A 16,642-nucleotide genomic window follows, 5' to 3' on the forward strand; every position below is an offset into this window, starting at 1 on the left:
ACAAAGGCGTCTTCGGGGCACCGCCGTACGCCGCGGACACCCCACCCGCCCCCGCGAAGGGCTCGGCTACGCTCCCGAGAACGACATCGAGGAAGCGAGGCGCGCCGCATGGCCGACCAGGGGACATCGGGGACCATCCGGCGCGGGACGGTGGTGACGGTCGCGTCGGCGGTCCTCGTGTCGCTGCTGCACGCCGGGGCGGGCTTCTTCGTCCTCTGTGCGCTGCTCACGCGGTCCGAGGGGCCGTGGGACCGTACGGTCACGGACGCGGCGCGGCTGTTCGCCGGGCTCGGCCTGGCGGTGGAGCTGCCGGCCGTCGCCGTGACGGCGGCCTGTGTGGCGACGGGCAGGCTGCGGCGCTGGTGGTACGTGCCGGCGGCAGCCCTGGTGCTCACCGCCCTGGCCCGGATGCTCTTCGCCCCGCGGCCCTGACCGGTCGGCCGGGCGCGCCCCGCCGACACGGTGGTCGGCGGGGTGCGGGGGACACCCCTCAGGCCAGTTCGCGGCGGAAGAACTCCAGCTCCAGCGCCATCAGCTTCTCCCGGGTGCCGCCCGGGGTCATGTGGGTGACCCCGGGGAGGGCCAGGAGCTGGTGCGGGCGGCCCGCGTCCGTCAGCGCCTGCGACAGCCGCAGGGTGTGGGACGGGTGGACGTTGTCGTCGGCCAGGCCCGTGATCAGCAGCAGGGGGCGGGACAGCTTCGGGGCGTCGGGGATGAGGGAGTCCCGCTCGTAGACGTCCGGGTGCTCCTGGGGGAGGCCCAGGTACCGCTCGGTGTACGCCGTGTCGTAGTGCCGGAAGTCGGTCGGCGCGGCGCCGGCGGCCGCCGCGTGGAAGACGTCCGGGCGGCGTAGCACGGCCATGGCCGAGAGGTAGCCGCCGTAGGACCAGCCGCGCACGCCGACCCGGCCGAGGTCGAGGTCGGTGTGGCGGGCGGCGAGCGCGTGCAGCGCCGCGACCTGGTCGTCGAGGGTGACCTCGGAGAAGCCCCGGTACATGGCGTGCGTGTAGGCGGGGGAGACGTACGGGGTCCCGCGATTGTCGATGGTGACCACGGCGAAGCCCTGGTCGGCCCACCACTGGCGGTGCTGGCGGCGGCGCTGGTCGGCGGTGATGTCCTGCATGCCGGGGCCGCCGTAGCCGTCGACCAGGACGGGCAGCCGCCGGCCGGGGACGTGGTCGCGGGGCAGCACGAGGGCGGTGGGGATGCCGCGCTCGGTGACCCGTTCCAGGATGGCGTCCACCCGGTAGGGCAGCGGCTCGGACAGGTCGGCGGGGGTGAACTCCCGCCCGTCGGGGGTGCGTACGGTGCGCCGTACCCCGTCGGCGTCGGCGGTGGTCAGCAGCAGGGTGCCGGCCGACGCGGACACGGTGTGCACGCCGGGCCCGTCGGCGATCGGGGTGAGGTCCCCGGTGTCCGGGTCCAGCAGCAGCACCTGCTGCTCGGACGGGTCGCGCAGGCCCGCCTCGATCAGCAGTCGGCCCTCGTGGACCCCGGCCACGGCGCGGACCTGGATCCCGTCCCCGGTGAGGAGTGCGCCGTCCACCGCGAGGGCGCGGGCGGCGCCGTTCGGGGTGTCGGCCGAGATCAGCATCCGCCCGTCGGCGAGGCGGGCCGGGGTGCCGGGGACCAGCGGGTCCACCCACTGCGGGTGCGTGGTGCGGGACAGCTCCCGGGTGCGGCCGGTGGCCGGGTCGGCGGAGAGCAGCAGGACGCATCGCTGGAGCCGGTCCTGGACGGTCAGCAGGATCTCGGTGGCGGACTCCCAGCCCGCGTCGGAGACGTACGGATAGGTGTCGGCGTCCCAGTCGAGCCGTATCCGGGTGCCGTCGGCGCCGAGCACCCATAGCTGGACGTCGGCGTTGGGGCCGCCCGCCTCGGGGTAGGCGAAGTCCTCGGCCGGCAGCTCCGGGTGCGCCGGGTCGGCGAACCAGCGCCGCTGGATCGCGGATTCGTCGACGCGGGCGGCCAGCAGGGTGACCCCGTCCGGGGACCACCAGTGGCCCCGGGTGCGGCCCAGCTCCTCGGCGGCGGCGAATTCGGCGAGGCCCCAGCGGGCCCCGTCGTCGGGGCTGATCCGGCCGCCCGGGGCGACGTACAGGACGTCGTCGGCGACGTACGCGGTGCGCGAGCCGTCGGCGTTGGGGCGCGGGTCCAGCGCGGGCCCGGCGGCCGGGATCTCCTTGGGGGTGCCGGCGCCGCCCGCGGCGACCTCGAAGAGCCGCCCGTAGAGCGCGAAGACGGCGTGCAGGCCGTCGCCGGAGAGGGCGTACGAGCCGATGCCGGCGGCGACGAGCCGGGTCCGCTCGCGCAGCCGGCGCTCGGCCACGGGGAGGGGGCCGGGCTCGGGGCACAGCTCGCGGGGATCGGCGAGCCGGGTCTCGGCGCCGGTGGTGGTGTCCAGGACCCAGAGCGAGTCGAAGGCGTCGGTGGGGCCCGTCGACCGGAGGAACCAGAGCAGTCGGCCGTCGTCCCCGAAGGAGAAGGCGCGCGGGGCGCCGTAGGTGAAGCGGGCCGTGCTCGCGGAGAGCCTGAGGAAGTCATCCATGATCGTAGTGTGACATGTGAAATGTCACCATTACTAGGCTGTTCGAGTGGTGGCCCCAGAGGCGCGGGCTTAGCGTCGAAAAGGTGGATCCGACCCCAACGCCGAGCAACAGCGGGACCGAAGGCAAGGTCCGGGGAAGCGGCAGCGGACTCGCCCTGTTCGTGATCGCCTCCTGCCAACTCATGGTGGTTCTCGACATCACGATCGTGAACATCGCGCTGCCACACATCCAGACCGCTCTCGGCTTCTCGACCGAGAGCCTTTCCTGGGTCGTCAACGCCTACACCCTCGCGTTCGGCGGACTGCTGCTCCTCGGCGGCCGCATCGGCGACATCCTCGGCCGCAAACGCGTCTTCATCTTCGGCGTCCTGCTCTTCGGGCTCGCCTCGCTCCTCGGCGGACTCGCCCAGAACGAGGGCCAGTTGATGGCCGCACGGGCCCTCCAAGGCGTCGGCGGCGCCATCGCCTCGCCGACCTCCCTCGCCCTGATCACCACCACCTTCCGCGAAGGCCCGGCCCGCAACCGGGCGTTCGGCGTGTTCGCCGGAGTCTCGGCCGCCGGCGGTGCGATCGGCCTCCTCGCGGGCGGCATCCTCGTCGAATGGCTCGACTGGCGCTGGGTGCTCTTCGTCAACGTCCCCATCGCCATCGTGATCGCGGTGCTGGCCACGAAGGTCCTGCGCGAGTCCGAACGCCACCCGGGACACTTCGACCTCGCGGGCGCGCTGCTGTCCACCCTGGGCATGGTCTCGCTGGTCTACGGCTTCATCCGGGCGTCCCAGGAGGGCTGGCGCGACCCGGTCACCCTCGGCTCGTTCGGCGCCGCCGTGGTCCTTCTGACCCTCTTCATCCTCACCGAACGGCGCTCGCCGCAACCGATCACCCCGCTGCACATGTTCGCCGACCGCAACCGGGCGGGGACCTACGGCATCATGCTCATGCTCGCGTGCGCGATCTTCGGCATGTTCTTCTTCCTGACCCTCTTCGTGCAGATCGTGCTGGGCTTCAGCCCGATCCAGGCCGGCCTCGCCTTCCTGCCGGTCAGCGCCGTGATCGCGGTCGGCGCCGCGATCACCGCGAAACTGCTGCCGAAGTTCGGCCCCAAGCCCTTCATGGTCACGGGCGCGCTGTCCTCGGCGGCCGGCCTCGCCTGGCTGACGCAGACCGACGTGGACTCGACGTACCTCGGCAGCATCCTGGGCCCGATGCTCCTCTTCGCCCTCGGCATGGGCCTGCAGTTCGTCTCGCTGACGCTGATGGCCCTGTCGAACGTCTCCGACCGCGAGTCGGGCGCGGCGTCCGGCCTGCTGAACACGATGCAGCAGGTGGGCGGCTCGCTGGGCCTGTCGATCCTGGTGACCGTCTTCGGCACGGCGAGCCGCAACGAGGCCAAGCAGCAGATACCGGAGTTCCTCAGCACGGCCGGCCCGGTGCAGAAGGCCCTCTTCCAGCGCACCGGGCAACTCCCGAAACCGTGGGGCGACCAGGTCCTCACCTCGGGCATCAGCGCCGCCTTCGTCGTGGCGTCCCTGTTCACCCTCGTCGGCGCGCTGATCGCGCTGTTCGTCATCCAGGTCCGCCCCTCGGACCTCGCCCGCCTCCAGGGCAACCACAAACCGGCGGCGGACCGGACCTGAAGGCCCGGGGGCGGGGGCAGGGGCGAGGACCGGGCGAGCCGCTACACCGCGGTGACCCGAGCGGCGAAGGCGTCCAGGTTGTCGGACATGCGGGCGAGCCGCTCGTCCAGCGTCAGGGACTCCTCGTACTGCCCGGCGCGCAGCTTCGCCTGGCGCTTGCCGCGTACGTACAGGGGGCAGGCGAGGTCCGCGCAGATGTACGTGCCGACCGTGTTGCCCTCACGGCCGCGGGCGCCGGCCAGCGGTGCGGCGAGCAGGGTGACCCCGGAGGAGGCGTGACCCGTCAGGCAGATCTGACACAGGCTGGACTTCACCACGCTGGTGCGGCCGACGGCCGGTACGCGCAGCGAGATCCCCAGCGGACCGGCCCCGTCCGCCCGGGGCAGCACGAGGTGGGCCCGTAGGGGCGCTCCCGGGTCCACCCACCCCAGGAAGTCCAGGTCCTTCCAGGGCAGTTCGGCGAAGTCGAGCGGCAGGCGCAGCCGCGTCGCCTCGCCCTTGGTGCAGTTCACGAAGGACGAACGGATCTGTTTCTCGGTGAGTGGTTCCACGGGCATCGACCCTACGACCCGCCCTGGCCTGCCCGCATCCCGTATTTCCGTGACAAGACCTCCCCTAGGGCGTGTCCAGGCGACGGATCCGGCAGCGCGCCGGGCCGGTCGTCCGCAGGGTGATCCCGGCGCCGACCGGGATCTCGGTGTCCACGGCCTCGAACTCGTAGGCCCGCAGGATCATCGCCAGCGCGATCACCGACTCCAGCATGGAGAAGTGCTGCCCGATGCAGGCGCGCGGCCCGCCGCCGAAAGGGAACCAGGCGTAGCGCGGCCGCCCCGCCTCCGCCTCGGGCGTGAAGCGCTCGGGGTCGAAGCGGTCCGGGTCCGGCCAGTACGCGGGATGGCGGTGCGTCACCCAGGGCGCCAGGATCACGTCCGCGCCCGCGGGGACGGTGTGCTCCCCGATCCGGGTGGCGGCGACGGCCTTGCGCCCGATGACCGGCGCGGCCGGATACAGCCGCATGGCCTCCTTGAGGACCTGGGTGAGGTACGGGAGCCGCTCCAGGTCGGCGGCCTCGGGCGTACGGTCGCCCAGCACGCGGGAGACCTCCGCGCGGGCCCGGTCCTGCTGCTCGGGATGGAGGGACAGCAGGTGCAGGGCGAAACAGAGCGAGGTGGCGGTCGTCTCGTGCCCGGCGAGCAGGAAGATCAACACCTGGTCGCGCAGCTCGGAGGCGTCGAACTCCCCGTCGTCCGAGCTCTTCGCGGCGGCGAGCAGCGTCAGCAGGTCCTCGCCGGGAGCCCCCGTACCGGCCCCTGCCTCGGTACCGGCCCCGGTCTCGGCGGCGCCGCCCCGCCGCTCCGCGATGATCCGGTCGCACACCCCGTAGAGCTCGTCCAACGCGGCGGCGGCCCGCCGGTTGCCGGGGGTGGGCCAGTGGCGCGGGATGTTGGCGGGGGAGTAGCCGCGGCGCAGCACGTACTCGGTGATGATCGGAAAACATTCGGTCACGACATCGGCGGTGGCCTCGACATCGGTGCCGAAGAGGATGCGCGCGACGGCCCGCAGGGCGAGGTGCGCCATCTCGTCGGAGACGTCGATGACGCCGTCGAGGGCGTCTCCCCAGGCGTCGACGACGGATCGGGTCTCGGCGGCGATCGCCTCGGCGTAACCGTCCACGCGACGGCGGGTGAACAGCGGCTGCACGAGCCGGCGCTGGCGCAGGTAGTCCTCGTCCTGGCTGGTCAGCAGCCCGTTGCCGAAGGACTCCCGGACCTCCTGGTAGAAGCGGTTGTCCTTGCGGAAGCGGGCCGCGTCGGAGGCGAGCACCTGCTGCGCGCCCGCGGGGGAGAAGACGCAGTACAACTCGGCGCGCATCCCGGGCGGACCGGCCGTGATCCGCACCAGGTCGCCGTGCTGGTGCTGGGCGCGCAGATAGGTCCCGAGCGAGTCGGACTTCAGGTCGAGGAGCGAGCCGAGCAACGGCATTCCCGCCGGTCCGGGAACCTCCGTACCCGCATCCGTGCCCGCATCCGCACCCGCACCCGTGTCCACGTTCGCGTCCACCGTCATGGCCCCCGCCCCTTCGTCCTACGGAAGCCCGATTCTGCCGCCCCGTGCCCTGCCTGGCGAGGACACGGGCTCATCAGGCCGCACTGTGGCCTGATCGCGGTCCCGCTGGCGTGGCGATCACCGGGGGGTGTGGCCACACTGGATAGGGCTACCGTGCGTGTTGTCCCCCCGAGGTGATCGCTCATGTGTCGATGGCTCGCGTATTCGGGAACTCCCCAGCTGCTCGAAACGATCCTCTACAAACCGGCCCACTCGCTGATCGACCAGAGTCTCCACTCCAGACTGGGTGTGGAGACGACGAACGGTGACGGTTTCGGCGTCGGGTGGTACACGGAGGAGAACACGGGCACCCCGGCGACCTTCAGGGACATCGGCCCCGCCTGGAACAACCGCAACCTGCGGGAGCTCGCGGACCACGTCCGCTCACCGCTGTTCTTCGCCCACATCCGGGCGTCGACCGGTACGGCGGTGCAACAGACGAACTGTCACCCCTTCCGGCACGGCCGCTGGATGTTCATGCACAACGGGTCCATCGCCGAATTCCACCGGATGCGACGGGACCTCACCCTGCTCATCGACCCCGCGCTGTACCCCGATGTCGAGGGGACGACGGACTCCGAGGTGATGTTCCACCTGGCGCTCACCCTCGGCCTGGAAGGGGACCCGCCGGGAGCGGTGGCCAGGATGGCGGGCGTGGTGGAGCGCGTCGGCCACGAGCACGGTGTGCCGTACCCGCTCCAGATGACGCTCGCCATCAGTGACGGCGAACGCCTCTGGGCCTTCCGCTACTCCAGCCAGGGCGAGTCGAGGTCCCTGTTCTACAGCAGCCGGGTGGATACGCTGCGCAGGCTGCACCCCGACATGGAATTCCTCCAGGAGATCTCCGACGAGACCCGCCTGGTCGTGTCCGAGCCTCTGGGCGACCTCCCCGGAGCCTGGAACAAGGTGCCGGAGAGCAGCTTCGGCATCGTCGGCCCCGGCGGCGACGAACTCCTCCCCTTCACCCCGCAGGCCGCGTAGGACCGGGGCGGTCAGTAGCCCCAGCGCTGGCCCACGCTGTCGTCGTCACGGCAGTGGATCGTGCGTCCGTTGGCGTCCCGCCCGGACGTGCCGACATCGGCCTTCCGACATATCTGACCGGCCTTGTAGCAGTTGCCGGCGTTGGAGCGGGGGTAGCAGTCGGCCGTCGCCTTGGTGGGCTCGGGTGCCTGGGTGCGGGTCCGGGTGGGGGCCGGCGGGGCGGGGGCGGCCTTGGTGGGCGCCGGCGCCTTGGTGGTGGGCGGTGCGGCGACCGGGGCCGGAAGGGTCGGCGCCGCCGTGGTGGGTTCGGCGCTCGGGGTCGCAGCGACACTGGCGCTCGGACTCGGACTGGCCGCCACCACGGAGGGGCTGGGGCTCGGGGTCGCGCCGACGGTGGCGGTGGCGCTGGTTCCGGTGGTGCCGGCCGGCGCGGCCGGGTCGCAGGCGGCGAGCGACAGAACGGCGGCGAGGACGACGAGGGCGCCTCTGCAGCGCTTCTTCATCGCGTTCGGTCTGCTGCGGTGCGGGACGTTCATCGGTAACTCCTGGGTCGTGAGTGTTCCTTGAGCGGCGCTCAAGATACCCAGAAGGTTGAATTCGATACCAGTGTTGACGAGGGGTGAGACGGAAGACGGATACGACAGCTCGGCGTCGGTGGCGCCGTTTCAAGTCGGTTGATGTCACGCCGGATTGTGTAAGACGCTGGTCACCGGCGTTCGAGCGGGTCCGCGACTCGGCCGTCGAGCGGCTCACAGCGAAGAGAGAGTGTCACCGATGAACGAAACTCCACCGGTCCGACCTGTTCCCGTCAGCGGATTTCCTGAATGGCTCCCTGAAATCCGGATGGTCGAGCAGAAGTGGCTCGATCTCATTCGGTCGGGTTTCGAGAGATATGGGTTCTGTTCGATCGAGACGCCTTCGGTCGAGCCCCTTTCCGTACTCACCGCGAAGGGTGAGACCTCCAACGAGGTGTATGCGCTGCGCAGGCTTCAGGAGGACGCCGACGACACCGGTGACTCCCGGATCGGGCTCCACTTCGATCTGACGGTGCCGTTCGCGCGCTACACGGCCCAGCACTTCAACGAGCTGGTGTTCCCGTTCAAGCGCTATCAGATACAACGAGTATGGCGTGGCGAGCGGGCTCAGGACGGGCGATTCCGCGAATTCACGCAGTGTGACATCGACGTGATCAACGTCGACCACCTGCCGGCGCACTTCGACGCCGAGCTGCCGCGCGTGATCCACGAGATCCTCACCGGGCTGAATCTGCCCGCATGGACGATCGGCATCAACAACCGGAAGGTCCTCCAGGGGTTTTACGAAGGGCTCGGCATCGACGATCCGTCCGCGGTGATCCGCGCCGTCGACAAGCTGGACAAGGTCGGCCCGGAGGGCGTCGCGAAGATTCTTTCCGACGAAGTCGGGCTGTCCGCGCGGACCGTGGATTCCTGCCTCGCGCTCGCCCGGACGCGGGGCACCGGCTCGGCCGTCGTGGAGGACGTCAAGGCCTTGGGCGTGACGTCCGAGCTCCTCACCGAAGGTCTCGGCGAGCTGAGTCACGTACTGGATTCCCTGGGCGATCTGCCGGCCGGCAGTGTCGTCGCCGACCTCTCGATCGCCCGCGGGCTCGATTACTACACGGGAACGGTCTATGAGGGAAAGTTCGTCGACTGGCCGAACTACGGGAGCATTTGCTCGGGCGGGCGCTACGAGAACCTGGCCGGCTCCTTCATCCGGCGCCGGCTCCCGGGTGTGGGAATGTCGATCGGACTGACGCGTATCTTCGCCAAACTCCTGGCGGAGGGGCTGCTGGAAACCCCCGCGAAGTGCCCCAGCGACGTACTCGTGGTCGTTCCGCGGGACGACCGCCGGAACGAGGCCGAGGCCACGGCGGCGCGCCTTCGCGGGCGGGGGATGAATGTCGAGCTCTACCACCAGGCCGACAAGGTGGCCAAGCAGATCCGCCACGCCTCCCGGAAGGGCATCCCGTTCGTCTGGTTCCCGCCGTTCGAGGAGGGGGCGGCGCACGAGGTGAAGAACCTGGCGACGGGCGAGCAGGTGGCGTCCGACCCCACGACCTGGCTCCCGGCCCCGCGCTGACGGCGCCCCACTTGGCGACCCCGAGCGTCAGGCTCGCGGCTTCCGGTGCCGGCCTTCCCGCTTCCCCGACGCCGGCTGCTCCTCGGGTCGGGGCTGCGGCGCGGGGTGGAGCAGGCGGCAGGCCGCCGCGTAGTCGTCGACCACGGTCACGGCCACCCACTGGAACCCGTCCCACTCCAGGATGAGGCGCGGGGCCCCGGGGTCGAGGTGGGCGGCGCGTTGCGGTCCGGTGCCGAGGGTGAGTGCCTTGAGCTCGCCGGGCTTGCGCAGTCGCCCTTCCCGGCGGGCGGCCCAGCGGTCGAGCGGTTCGTCTTCGCGGTTCATCCGAGTGCCTCCGTCGAACAGTGCGGGCACCCTACCGTTCTCCGACACGGCGGAGGAGCGGGTCTGCTCAGCCGCGGACGGCCCGGGTGAATCAGCTCGTTCGGCGGCGCGGCCGTACGCGCCTCCGCTTCAATGGCCGCCATGGAACTCCGCGAGAAGTACCCGTGGGCAGCCGCCCACCACAGGGTCGGCACGGCTTCCGCACGGGGCGCGTGCACCTGGGGAGCTCCGTGCTCCCACCCCGCGGCGTGGAGCGTGCGGGTCAGCGACGCCGGCGGCGACAGCTGGTGGGCCGCCTGCCAGGATCACGCCGCCGCGTCCACGGTGCTCTCGCCCGGCACCGCCGGCTGAGCACCACACGGATCCGCAGGCCCGGTACGTCCCCCGGCAGCCCTGGGCCGAGTACGCCGGAGTCCAGGGCGATCCGGAACGCCTTCGCGGCTCGTGCGCGGTCCGTGCCCCCTTGCGGTTCTCGCCCGATGCTCGCATCGTGCTCAGGGCCTTCAGCAGGCGTGAGCGCGAAGGGCCGTCGACGGGGTCTTCCGCGGGGGCGGAGACACCGGCGACGGCCCACAGGCGGCCCGGGGGGACGGGAATCCGTCCTGACCCGCGGCGTGCTCAGATGTCGCGGAAGATCTCGATCTGGGCGCCCACCGAGTTGAGGCGCTCGGCCAGTTCCTCGTAGCCGCGGTTGATCACGTAGACGTTGCGCAGCACCGAGGTGCCCTCGGCCGCCATCATCGCCAGGAGGACGACCACCGCCGGGCGCAGGGCCGGCGGGCACATCATTTCCGCCGCGCGCCAGCGCGTGGGGCCCTCGACCAGGACGCGGTGGGGGTCGAGGAGTTGGAGGCGGCCGCCGAGGCGGTTCAGGTCCGTGAGGTAGATGGCCCGGTTGTCGTACACCCAGTCGTGGATCAGGGTCTGGCCCTGGGCCACGGCGGCGATCGCCGCGAAGAACGGGACGTTGTCGATGTTCAGCCCGGGGAACGGCATCGGGTGGATCTTGTCGATCGGGGCTTCGAGCTTCGAGGGGCGGACCGTGAGGTCGACCAGGCGGGTGCGGCCGTTGTCGGCCGTGTACTCCGCCGAGCGGTCGTGGTCCAGGCCCATCTCCTCCAGGACCGCGAGCTCGATCTCCATGAACTCGATCGGCACCCGGCGGATGGTGAGTTCCGACTCCGTGACGACCGCGGCGGCGAGCAGGCTCATCGCCTCGACCGGGTCCTCGGAGGGGGAGTAGTCGACGTCCACGTCGATGCTCGGGACGCCGTGGACGGTGAGCGTGGTGGTGCCGACGCCGTCGACCCGGACGCCCAGGGCCTCCAGGAAGAAGCACAGGTCCTGGACCATGTAGTTGGAGGAGGCGTTGCGGATGACGGTCACGCCGTCGTGCCGGGCGGCGGCCAGCAGCGCGTTCTCGGTGACGGTGTCCCCGCGCTCGGTCAGCACGATCGGGCGGTCCGGGGAGATCCCGGGGACGACCTTCGCGTGGTAGATGCCCTCGGTCGCGGTGATGTCCAGGCCGAAGCGGCGCAGGGCGATCATGTGCGGCTCGATGGTGCGGGTGCCGAGGTCACAACCGCCCGCGTACGGCAGGCGGAAGGTCTCCATGCGGTGCAGCAGCGGGCCCAGGAACATGATGATGCTCCGGGTCCGGCGGGCCGCGTCGGCGTCCATCGCCTCCATGTCGAGGCGGGCCGGCGGGATCAGCTCCAGGTCCACGCCGTCATTGATCCAGCGGGTGCGGACACCGATGGAGCCGAGGACCTCCAGGAGGCGGTAGACCTCTTCGATGCGGGCCACCCGCCGCAGCACCGTACGGCCCTTGTTGAGCAACGAGGCGCAGAGCAGGGCGACACACGCGTTCTTGCTGGTCTTGACGTCGATGGCGCCGGACAGGCGGCGGCCGCCCACCACGCGCAGGTGCATCGGGCCGGCGTAGCCCAGGGAGACGATCTCGCTGTCGAGCGCTTCACCGATGCGCGCGATCATCTCAAGGCTGATGTTCTGGTTGCCGCGCTCGATCCGGTTCACTGCGCTCTGGCTGGTGCCGAGGGCGTCGGCGAGCTGACTCTGTGTCCAGCCGCGATGCTGCCGGGCGTCACGGATGAGCTTGCCGATGCGTACGAGGTAGTCGTCTGCCATAGGGGCACGCTATCTCAGATATGAGATGACTCCCGCGCTGGGTGCGGCAAATGGGTGAATTGAGTGGTTGTTACCGGCCGTCAAGTCCCATGGCGGGGCTCCCGTGCGCGTGATGGTCGACGATCCGACTCAGCAGTCGGGTGAGCTGCTCCCGCTCCTGGGTGGACAGCGGGGTCAGTAGTTCCTCCTGGACCGCTGTGAGGATCTGTTCCAGTTTGCGTAGGTGTCGCCGGCCGCGCGCGGTGAGGGTGACGACGTTGCGGCGGCGGTCCTCGGGGTCCGGGGCCCGCTCCACCAGTTCGCGTGCGGCGAGTTCGTTGATGACGGCGACCAGGTCGCTGCGGTGGATGCCCGTGCGGGCGCTGAGCGTGGCCTGGCTCGCCGGGCCGGACTCCTCCAGGGCGACCAGCGTCGCGTAGTGCCACGTACGGGCGTCCTCCCCGCTCAGCCCCTCGGTCACGAGCCGCTGCGCGTGGGTGGAGGCCTGCGCCAGCAGCCGGCTGGGCAGTTGACGCAGCCGTGCGGGGACGTGAGGGGCGTTCTCTTCCGGGGTCATGGGGCGATGCTATCCATTGCGTTGGTGGCACTAACGATATAGCTTCGTTGGTGCCCCAAACGTTAGTGTCCCCAACGATTTCTGGAAGGGGCCTCCCATGCCCACGATCGACGTGCTCGACTCGACGATGTACTACGAGGACCACGGCGGCGACCACGCGCTTCCCGGCGGCGTGCCCTTCGTGTTCCTGCACGGCAACCCGACCTCCTCCCACCTCTGGCGGGGCGTCCTGCCCCGGATCGCGGGCGGGGTCCGCGTCCTGGCCCCGGACCTCATCGGGATGGGCCGCTCCGGAAAGCCGGGCGGCGAGTACCGCTTCGAGGACCACGCCCGCTACCTGGACGCCTGGTTCGACGCCCTCGGACTCGACGAGGTGGTGCTGGTCGGGCAGGACTGGGGCGGGGCGCTCGCCTTCGACCGGGCCACCCGCCACCCCGGGCGGGTCCGCGGCGTCGCCTTCATGGAGACGATCGTGCGGCCGCTGAGCTGGGCGCAGTACCCGCCCGCCGCGCGGGCCCGGTTCGAGGCGATCCGCACCCCGGGCGTGGGGGAGGAGATGGTCCTGGACCGGAACATCTTCATCGAGGACAGCATCCGGCAGACGGTGCTGAACCCGATGGGCGAGGCGGACCGCGCCGTCTACGCCGCCCCCTACCCGACCCGCGAGAGCCGGCTGCCCATGTTGCGGTGGGCCCGCTCGCTGCCCATCGACGGAGATCCGGCCGATGTGCACGCCGTCGTCGAGAGGTACGACGCCTGGCTGGCGGACAGCCCGGCGGTGCCCAAGCTGCTGCTCACCTTCGACGGCTCGCCGGCCCTGATGGTCGGCCCCGAGACGGTCGCCTGGTGCGAGGAGAACGTCTCGGCGCTGGAGAGCGAGTACTGCGGCCGGGCCGCCCACCTCTGCCCCGAGGACCGGCCCGAGGAGATCGCCGCCGCGCTCAACTCCTGGGCCGCCCGCCATGGCCTCGCGGCCGGCTGAACCCGGCGGCCGAACCCACGGCGGCCGGGGCTGAGGCTGCCGGGGCTCCCGGCAGCGGCGGCCCCCCGCTCAGTGCTTGCAGGCGTGGTGGCGGCCCCCTGCGTGCACCGTCGCGTACGAGGCCGGGCGCGGGCCCGAGGCGGCGCCCGCCACCCGCGCCGAGGCCGCCTTCCCCGACGCCGAATCCGCGTCGTGCACCACGCGCCCGCCGACCAGGGTCATCCGTACCCCCGTCCCGCTGATGTCGGCCACCGGGCAGCGCGTCACGTCCCGGTCCAGCACCACCAGGTCCGCCGCCCGGCCCGGCTCCACCGTGCCCGTCAGCTCCTCCTGGCGCAGCTGCCACGCCGTTCCCGAGGTGTGCATCCGTAGCACCGCCTCCCGGTCCAGCCCCTCCAGTTCGCGGTACAGCGGGCCCGCCCCGAAGGCACCCTGGCGGTCGATCGCGGTCCGCAGCTGGTTCCACACCTGGAGGGCGTCCACCGGCCAGTCGGAGCCGCCCGACAGCCGGGCTCCCGCCTTCTGCAGGCTCCGCGCCGGATACATCCACCGATGCCGCTCGGGTCCGATGTAGGGCAGCAGCGCCTCCATCGTCCAGGTGTCCTTCGCCGCCCACTGGAGCTGCATGCACGCCGTGACACCCAGTTGGGCGAAGCGCCGCAGGTCCGCCGGGTCCACGAGCTGCAGGTGCGCCACGGCGTTGCGGGCGTCCCGAAGGCCCGTCACCCGCTTGGCGTAGGCGTACCCGTCCAAAGCGGTACGTACCGCACGATCGCCCAGCCCGTGCGCGTGCATCTGCCAGCCCGCCCGGTTGAAGGCGGCGGCGAGCCGCCCGTAGTCCGCCGCCGAGGTGTACAGCTCGCCCCGATTGTCGGTCGGCCTGCCCTTCCCGTCGAGATAGGGCTTCAGCAGCGCGGCGGTCTGCGCCGGGTACTCGATGACCCCGTCCAGGAACACCTTGACCATCCCGAACCGCAGCCCCCGCACGCCCGAGAACTCCCGCCGCAGGCCCCGCGCGTACGCCAGCGAGCCCGCCGGGTCCTTGGTCTGCTCCGCCTCCAGCCGGATCGCGGGCACGATCCGCTGCGGCAGCTTCCCGGCCGCCGACAGCGCCTGGTACAGCTCCAGTTCGTGCCGTCCCACCAGGGCGTCCATCATCGTGGTGACCCCGGAGGCGGCCGCCAGCTCCAGCACCTTGGCGCACGCCGCGACCAGGTCGGCCCGGGTGGGCTCCGGTATGTGCCGCCGCACCAGGCCCTGGGCGTCGTCCTTGAGGACGCCCGTCGGCCGCCCGTCCGCGCCCTTGACCACCTTGCCGCCGACCGGGTCGGGGGTGGCCGCCGTGATCCCGGCGATGTCCAGGGCCCGCTGGTTGGCCCACAGGTTGTGGCCGTCGCCGCCGACGAGGGCGATCGGCCGCCGGGTCGCCAGCGCGTCCAGCATCGAGTGGTGGGGGTTGGTTCCCACGGGGAGCAGCCCGACCGGGTTCCAGTCCTCGACCACCAGCCAGCCGTCGGGTTCCGCGCCCGCGCCGCCCGTGTCGGCGAGGAAGCCGGTCAGGATCTCCTGGAGCTCGGCCAGGGTGGTCTCGGCACCCTCCAGGGAGGGGGACAGCGAGCGCTCGCCCGCGCCGAGCGGGTGGACGTGGCCGTCGTGGATGCCGCTCATGACCGTGTTGCCGCGGGCGTCGAGGACCTCGGTGTCACGGCCCACGTAGCGGCGCAGCGCCGCGTTCGTCCCGGTGGCCCAGATCTTCCCGTCCCGGCCGACCGCGACGGCCTCGACGCGCGCCCGGCCGCCGGTCCCGGTGAACACCGAGGCGTTATGGACCACCAAGGCCGCCGAACCGCGCCCGGTGGAGGAAGCGGCCGAGGGCGCTGGGGAGGCGGCGGCAGGGGAGGCCCCCAGCAGGCCGGCCGCCCCGGCGACCCCGGTGATCCCGGCGGCCGCGAGGAGTCCCCGGCGGGACAGGTGCGAAGAAGACGTCATGCCCACTCCAAACGTTGGTGTGGCCAGGACACTGTTTGATTAACCGCTTAACCAGAAGCCGCCTCCACCGACGAAATCCGTACGATGGCCGCGTGCCAGAGCACCCACCCGCGCCGGGACCGACCCTCGCCGACATCGCGCGCGCCGCCGAGGTGTCCACCGCGACCGTCTCCCACGCGCTCAACGGCACCGGCCGCCTCGGCGAGTCCACCCGGCGCCGGGTCCGCGAGGTGGCGGGCGCGCTCGGCTACGGTGCCCGCCGCGGCCCGCGCACCCGCAGCCTCGGTGTCGCGGTGACCACGTACGCGGGGGACGCCTGGGACTTCGTCGGGATCGCCTACTTCTCCCGCCTGCTCACCGCCGCGACCTCGGCCGCGCACGCGCACGGGTACGCCCTGACCGCCCTGCCCGCCGACCGGGGCGCCGAGCCGCTGTGGCACACGCTCGCCGTGGACGGGATGCTGCTGCTCGACAGCCCGGCCGGCGACCCGGTGCTGCGGGCCCTACGGGCGCGGGGTCTGCCGGTGGTCTTCGACGGCCGGCCGCCCGACCCCTGGCCGGCGGACGTATGGGTGGACAACGACCACACCACGACCACCCGCGAGGTGCTCGACCACCTCGCCGCCTCCGGAGCCCGGCGGATCGCCCTGCACTCGGGCTACGGGCGCGAGTTCTACACGGGGGCCGTCACCTCGGCCTACGAACAGTGGTGCGCGGAGCGCGGCCTGGCTCCGCTGCTGGTCCCCTTCGACCCCGAGGACACGGCGGGACACGCCTTCGACTCCGCCTTCGCCGGGCCGGACCGCCCCGACGCCGTGTACTGCGTGTACGACCCGGGGGGCCGCCAGGTGCTGGCCGCCGCCGCGCGCCACGGCCTCCGTATACCCGGCATCCCCGGCACGCCCGACGAGCCCGGCGCTCCGAGGCGCGACAGGGGGCTGCTGCTGGTCTGCGCGAGCGAGGATCCGGCGTACGCGGAGGCCGAACCCGCCGTGACCACCGTCACCCTGAATCCGGAGCGGATCGCCGCTTCGGCGGTGTCTGTCCTGGTCAACCTGATCGAATCCGGGCATGCGGAACCGCCTGGTCAACGGACGGTCCCGGCAGGACTGCGGGTGCGCGCCTCGTCCCTCCCCCCGGACATGTACTAGAGTTATCTCGACATCGAGATATCTGCCGAAGGCGTACCGCAGCCGCCCCCGCTGATAAGGGTTACCTAACTTAGCCCTACCTTAGCGGATTGGCCAAGGGGCGTGGCGGCAGGATTGCGG

At 71.7% G+C, this 16,642-nt stretch carries 15 protein-coding genes; 7 read left to right on the top strand and 8 right to left on the bottom strand.

Translation table 11 applies throughout. The features are described from left to right. The first annotated feature begins 108 nt into the window (after nt 1-108). On the top strand, nt 109-432 hold the full coding sequence (locus OG624_RS30505) for a hypothetical protein (RefSeq protein WP_161291940.1): 324 nt from the start codon (nt 109-111) through the stop codon (nt 430-432). A gap of 58 nt (nt 433-490) precedes the next feature. Here OG624_RS30505 and OG624_RS30510 read toward each other — a convergent pair whose 3' ends face one another. Further along, on the bottom strand, nt 491-2,548 hold the full coding sequence (locus OG624_RS30510; protein WP_371640055.1) for a S9 family peptidase: 2,058 nt from the start codon (nt 2,546-2,548) through the stop codon (nt 491-493). A gap of 83 nt (nt 2,549-2,631) precedes the next feature. On the opposite strand from OG624_RS30510, the gene OG624_RS30515 reads away from it, so the two are divergent. Beyond that, complete coding sequence (locus OG624_RS30515) at nt 2,632-4,185, top strand: MFS transporter (protein WP_371640056.1); 1,554 nt, start codon at nt 2,632-2,634, stop codon at nt 4,183-4,185. Between the two features lie 41 nt (nt 4,186-4,226). Here the strand turns inward: OG624_RS30515 and OG624_RS30520 are convergent, their stop codons facing one another. Then, nucleotides 4,227-4,736 (bottom strand): FBP domain-containing protein, encoded by a 510-nt coding sequence (locus OG624_RS30520; RefSeq protein WP_033217894.1) that lies wholly within the window; start codon nt 4,734-4,736, stop codon nt 4,227-4,229. A gap of 64 nt (nt 4,737-4,800) precedes the next feature. Next, complete coding sequence (locus tag OG624_RS30525; RefSeq protein WP_051763019.1) at nt 4,801-6,252, bottom strand: cytochrome P450; 1,452 nt, start codon at nt 6,250-6,252, stop codon at nt 4,801-4,803. A gap of 183 nt (nt 6,253-6,435) precedes the next feature. On the opposite strand from OG624_RS30525, the gene OG624_RS30530 reads away from it, so the two are divergent. Then, nucleotides 6,436-7,272, top strand: coding sequence for a class II glutamine amidotransferase (locus OG624_RS30530; RefSeq protein WP_033217656.1), 837 nt, complete (start codon nt 6,436-6,438; stop codon nt 7,270-7,272). An 11-nt stretch (nt 7,273-7,283) separates the two neighbouring features. Here the strand turns inward: OG624_RS30530 and OG624_RS30535 are convergent, their stop codons facing one another. Continuing rightward, on the bottom strand, nt 7,284-7,808 hold the full coding sequence (locus OG624_RS30535; RefSeq protein ID WP_051763020.1) for a hypothetical protein: 525 nt from the start codon (nt 7,806-7,808) through the stop codon (nt 7,284-7,286). 238 nt (nt 7,809-8,046) lie between these two features. Between OG624_RS30535 and hisS the strand changes: the two genes are divergently transcribed. Further along, nucleotides 8,047-9,372, top strand: a complete 1,326-nt coding sequence (gene hisS, locus OG624_RS30540) for a histidine--tRNA ligase (protein ID WP_033217659.1) — start codon at nt 8,047-8,049, stop codon at nt 9,370-9,372. A gap of 27 nt (nt 9,373-9,399) precedes the next feature. Here the strand turns inward: hisS and OG624_RS30545 are convergent, their stop codons facing one another. Next, nucleotides 9,400-9,696: a DUF6087 family protein gene (locus tag OG624_RS30545; RefSeq protein WP_033217665.1), complete on the bottom strand. Its 297-nt coding sequence runs from the start codon at nt 9,694-9,696 to the stop codon at nt 9,400-9,402. A 141-nt stretch (nt 9,697-9,837) separates the two neighbouring features. Here OG624_RS30545 and OG624_RS30550 point away from each other — a divergent pair, with 141 nt between their 5' ends. Continuing rightward, complete coding sequence (locus OG624_RS30550) at nt 9,838-10,047, top strand: hypothetical protein (RefSeq protein ID WP_158711779.1); 210 nt, start codon at nt 9,838-9,840, stop codon at nt 10,045-10,047. A gap of 267 nt (nt 10,048-10,314) precedes the next feature. Here the strand turns inward: OG624_RS30550 and OG624_RS30555 are convergent, their stop codons facing one another. Both OG624_RS30555 and OG624_RS30560 read right to left on the bottom strand, forming a co-directional pair. Further along, nucleotides 10,315-11,844 carry a helix-turn-helix domain-containing protein gene (locus OG624_RS30555; RefSeq protein WP_033217668.1) on the bottom strand — a complete coding sequence of 510 codons (1,530 nt, stop codon included), beginning with the start codon at nt 11,842-11,844 and terminating at the stop codon, nt 10,315-10,317. Between the two features lie 70 nt (nt 11,845-11,914). After that, a complete protein-coding gene (locus tag OG624_RS30560; protein WP_033217669.1) occupies nt 11,915-12,400 on the bottom strand; it encodes a MarR family winged helix-turn-helix transcriptional regulator in 486 nt (161 codons plus the stop codon). A gap of 97 nt (nt 12,401-12,497) precedes the next feature. On the opposite strand from OG624_RS30560, the gene OG624_RS30565 reads away from it, so the two are divergent. After that, nucleotides 12,498-13,382, top strand: coding sequence for a haloalkane dehalogenase (locus OG624_RS30565; protein ID WP_033217670.1), 885 nt, complete (start codon nt 12,498-12,500; stop codon nt 13,380-13,382). A gap of 69 nt (nt 13,383-13,451) precedes the next feature. Here the strand turns inward: OG624_RS30565 and OG624_RS30570 are convergent, their stop codons facing one another. Beyond that, the gene (locus OG624_RS30570; protein WP_033217672.1) at nt 13,452-15,371 is read right to left on the bottom strand and encodes an amidohydrolase; all 1,920 of its coding nucleotides are present in this window, start codon (nt 15,369-15,371) and stop codon (nt 13,452-13,454) included. Nucleotides 15,372-15,463: 92 nt separating this feature from the next. Between OG624_RS30570 and OG624_RS30575 the strand changes: the two genes are divergently transcribed. Continuing rightward, nucleotides 15,464-16,522 carry a LacI family DNA-binding transcriptional regulator gene (locus OG624_RS30575; protein ID WP_051763021.1) on the top strand — a complete coding sequence of 353 codons (1,059 nt, stop codon included), beginning with the start codon at nt 15,464-15,466 and terminating at the stop codon, nt 16,520-16,522. The last annotated feature ends 120 nt before the right edge of the window (nt 16,523-16,642 follow it).

The sequence above is a fragment of the Streptomyces virginiae genome (assembly GCF_041432505.1).
GTDB lineage: Bacteria > Actinomycetota > Actinomycetes > Streptomycetales > Streptomycetaceae > Streptomyces > Streptomyces virginiae_A.

Bases quoted from the DNA above. Each gene is read 5' to 3' on its own strand.
- OG624_RS30505 (WP_161291940.1), top strand. From the start codon at position 109: ATGGCCGACCAGGGGACATCGGGGACCATCCGGCGCGGGACGGTGGTG.
- OG624_RS30510 (WP_371640055.1), bottom strand. From the start codon at position 2,548: ATGGATGACTTCCTCAGGCTCTCCGCGAGCACGGCCCGCTTCACCTAC.
- OG624_RS30525 (WP_051763019.1), bottom strand. From the start codon at position 6,252: ATGACGGTGGACGCGAACGTGGACACGGGTGCGGGTGCGGATGCGGGC.
- OG624_RS30530 (WP_033217656.1), top strand. From the start codon at position 6,436: ATGTGTCGATGGCTCGCGTATTCGGGAACTCCCCAGCTGCTCGAAACG.
- OG624_RS30535 (WP_051763020.1), bottom strand. From the start codon at position 7,808: ATGAACGTCCCGCACCGCAGCAGACCGAACGCGATGAAGAAGCGCTGC.
- hisS (WP_033217659.1), top strand. From the start codon at position 8,047: ATGAACGAAACTCCACCGGTCCGACCTGTTCCCGTCAGCGGATTTCCT.
- OG624_RS30545 (WP_033217665.1), bottom strand. From the start codon at position 9,696: ATGAACCGCGAAGACGAACCGCTCGACCGCTGGGCCGCCCGCCGGGAA.
- OG624_RS30550 (WP_158711779.1), top strand. From the start codon at position 9,838: ATGGAACTCCGCGAGAAGTACCCGTGGGCAGCCGCCCACCACAGGGTC.
- OG624_RS30555 (WP_033217668.1), bottom strand. From the start codon at position 11,844: ATGGCAGACGACTACCTCGTACGCATCGGCAAGCTCATCCGTGACGCC.
- OG624_RS30560 (WP_033217669.1), bottom strand. From the start codon at position 12,400: ATGACCCCGGAAGAGAACGCCCCTCACGTCCCCGCACGGCTGCGTCAA.
- OG624_RS30565 (WP_033217670.1), top strand. From the start codon at position 12,498: ATGCCCACGATCGACGTGCTCGACTCGACGATGTACTACGAGGACCAC.
- OG624_RS30570 (WP_033217672.1), bottom strand. From the start codon at position 15,371: ATGACGTCTTCTTCGCACCTGTCCCGCCGGGGACTCCTCGCGGCCGCC.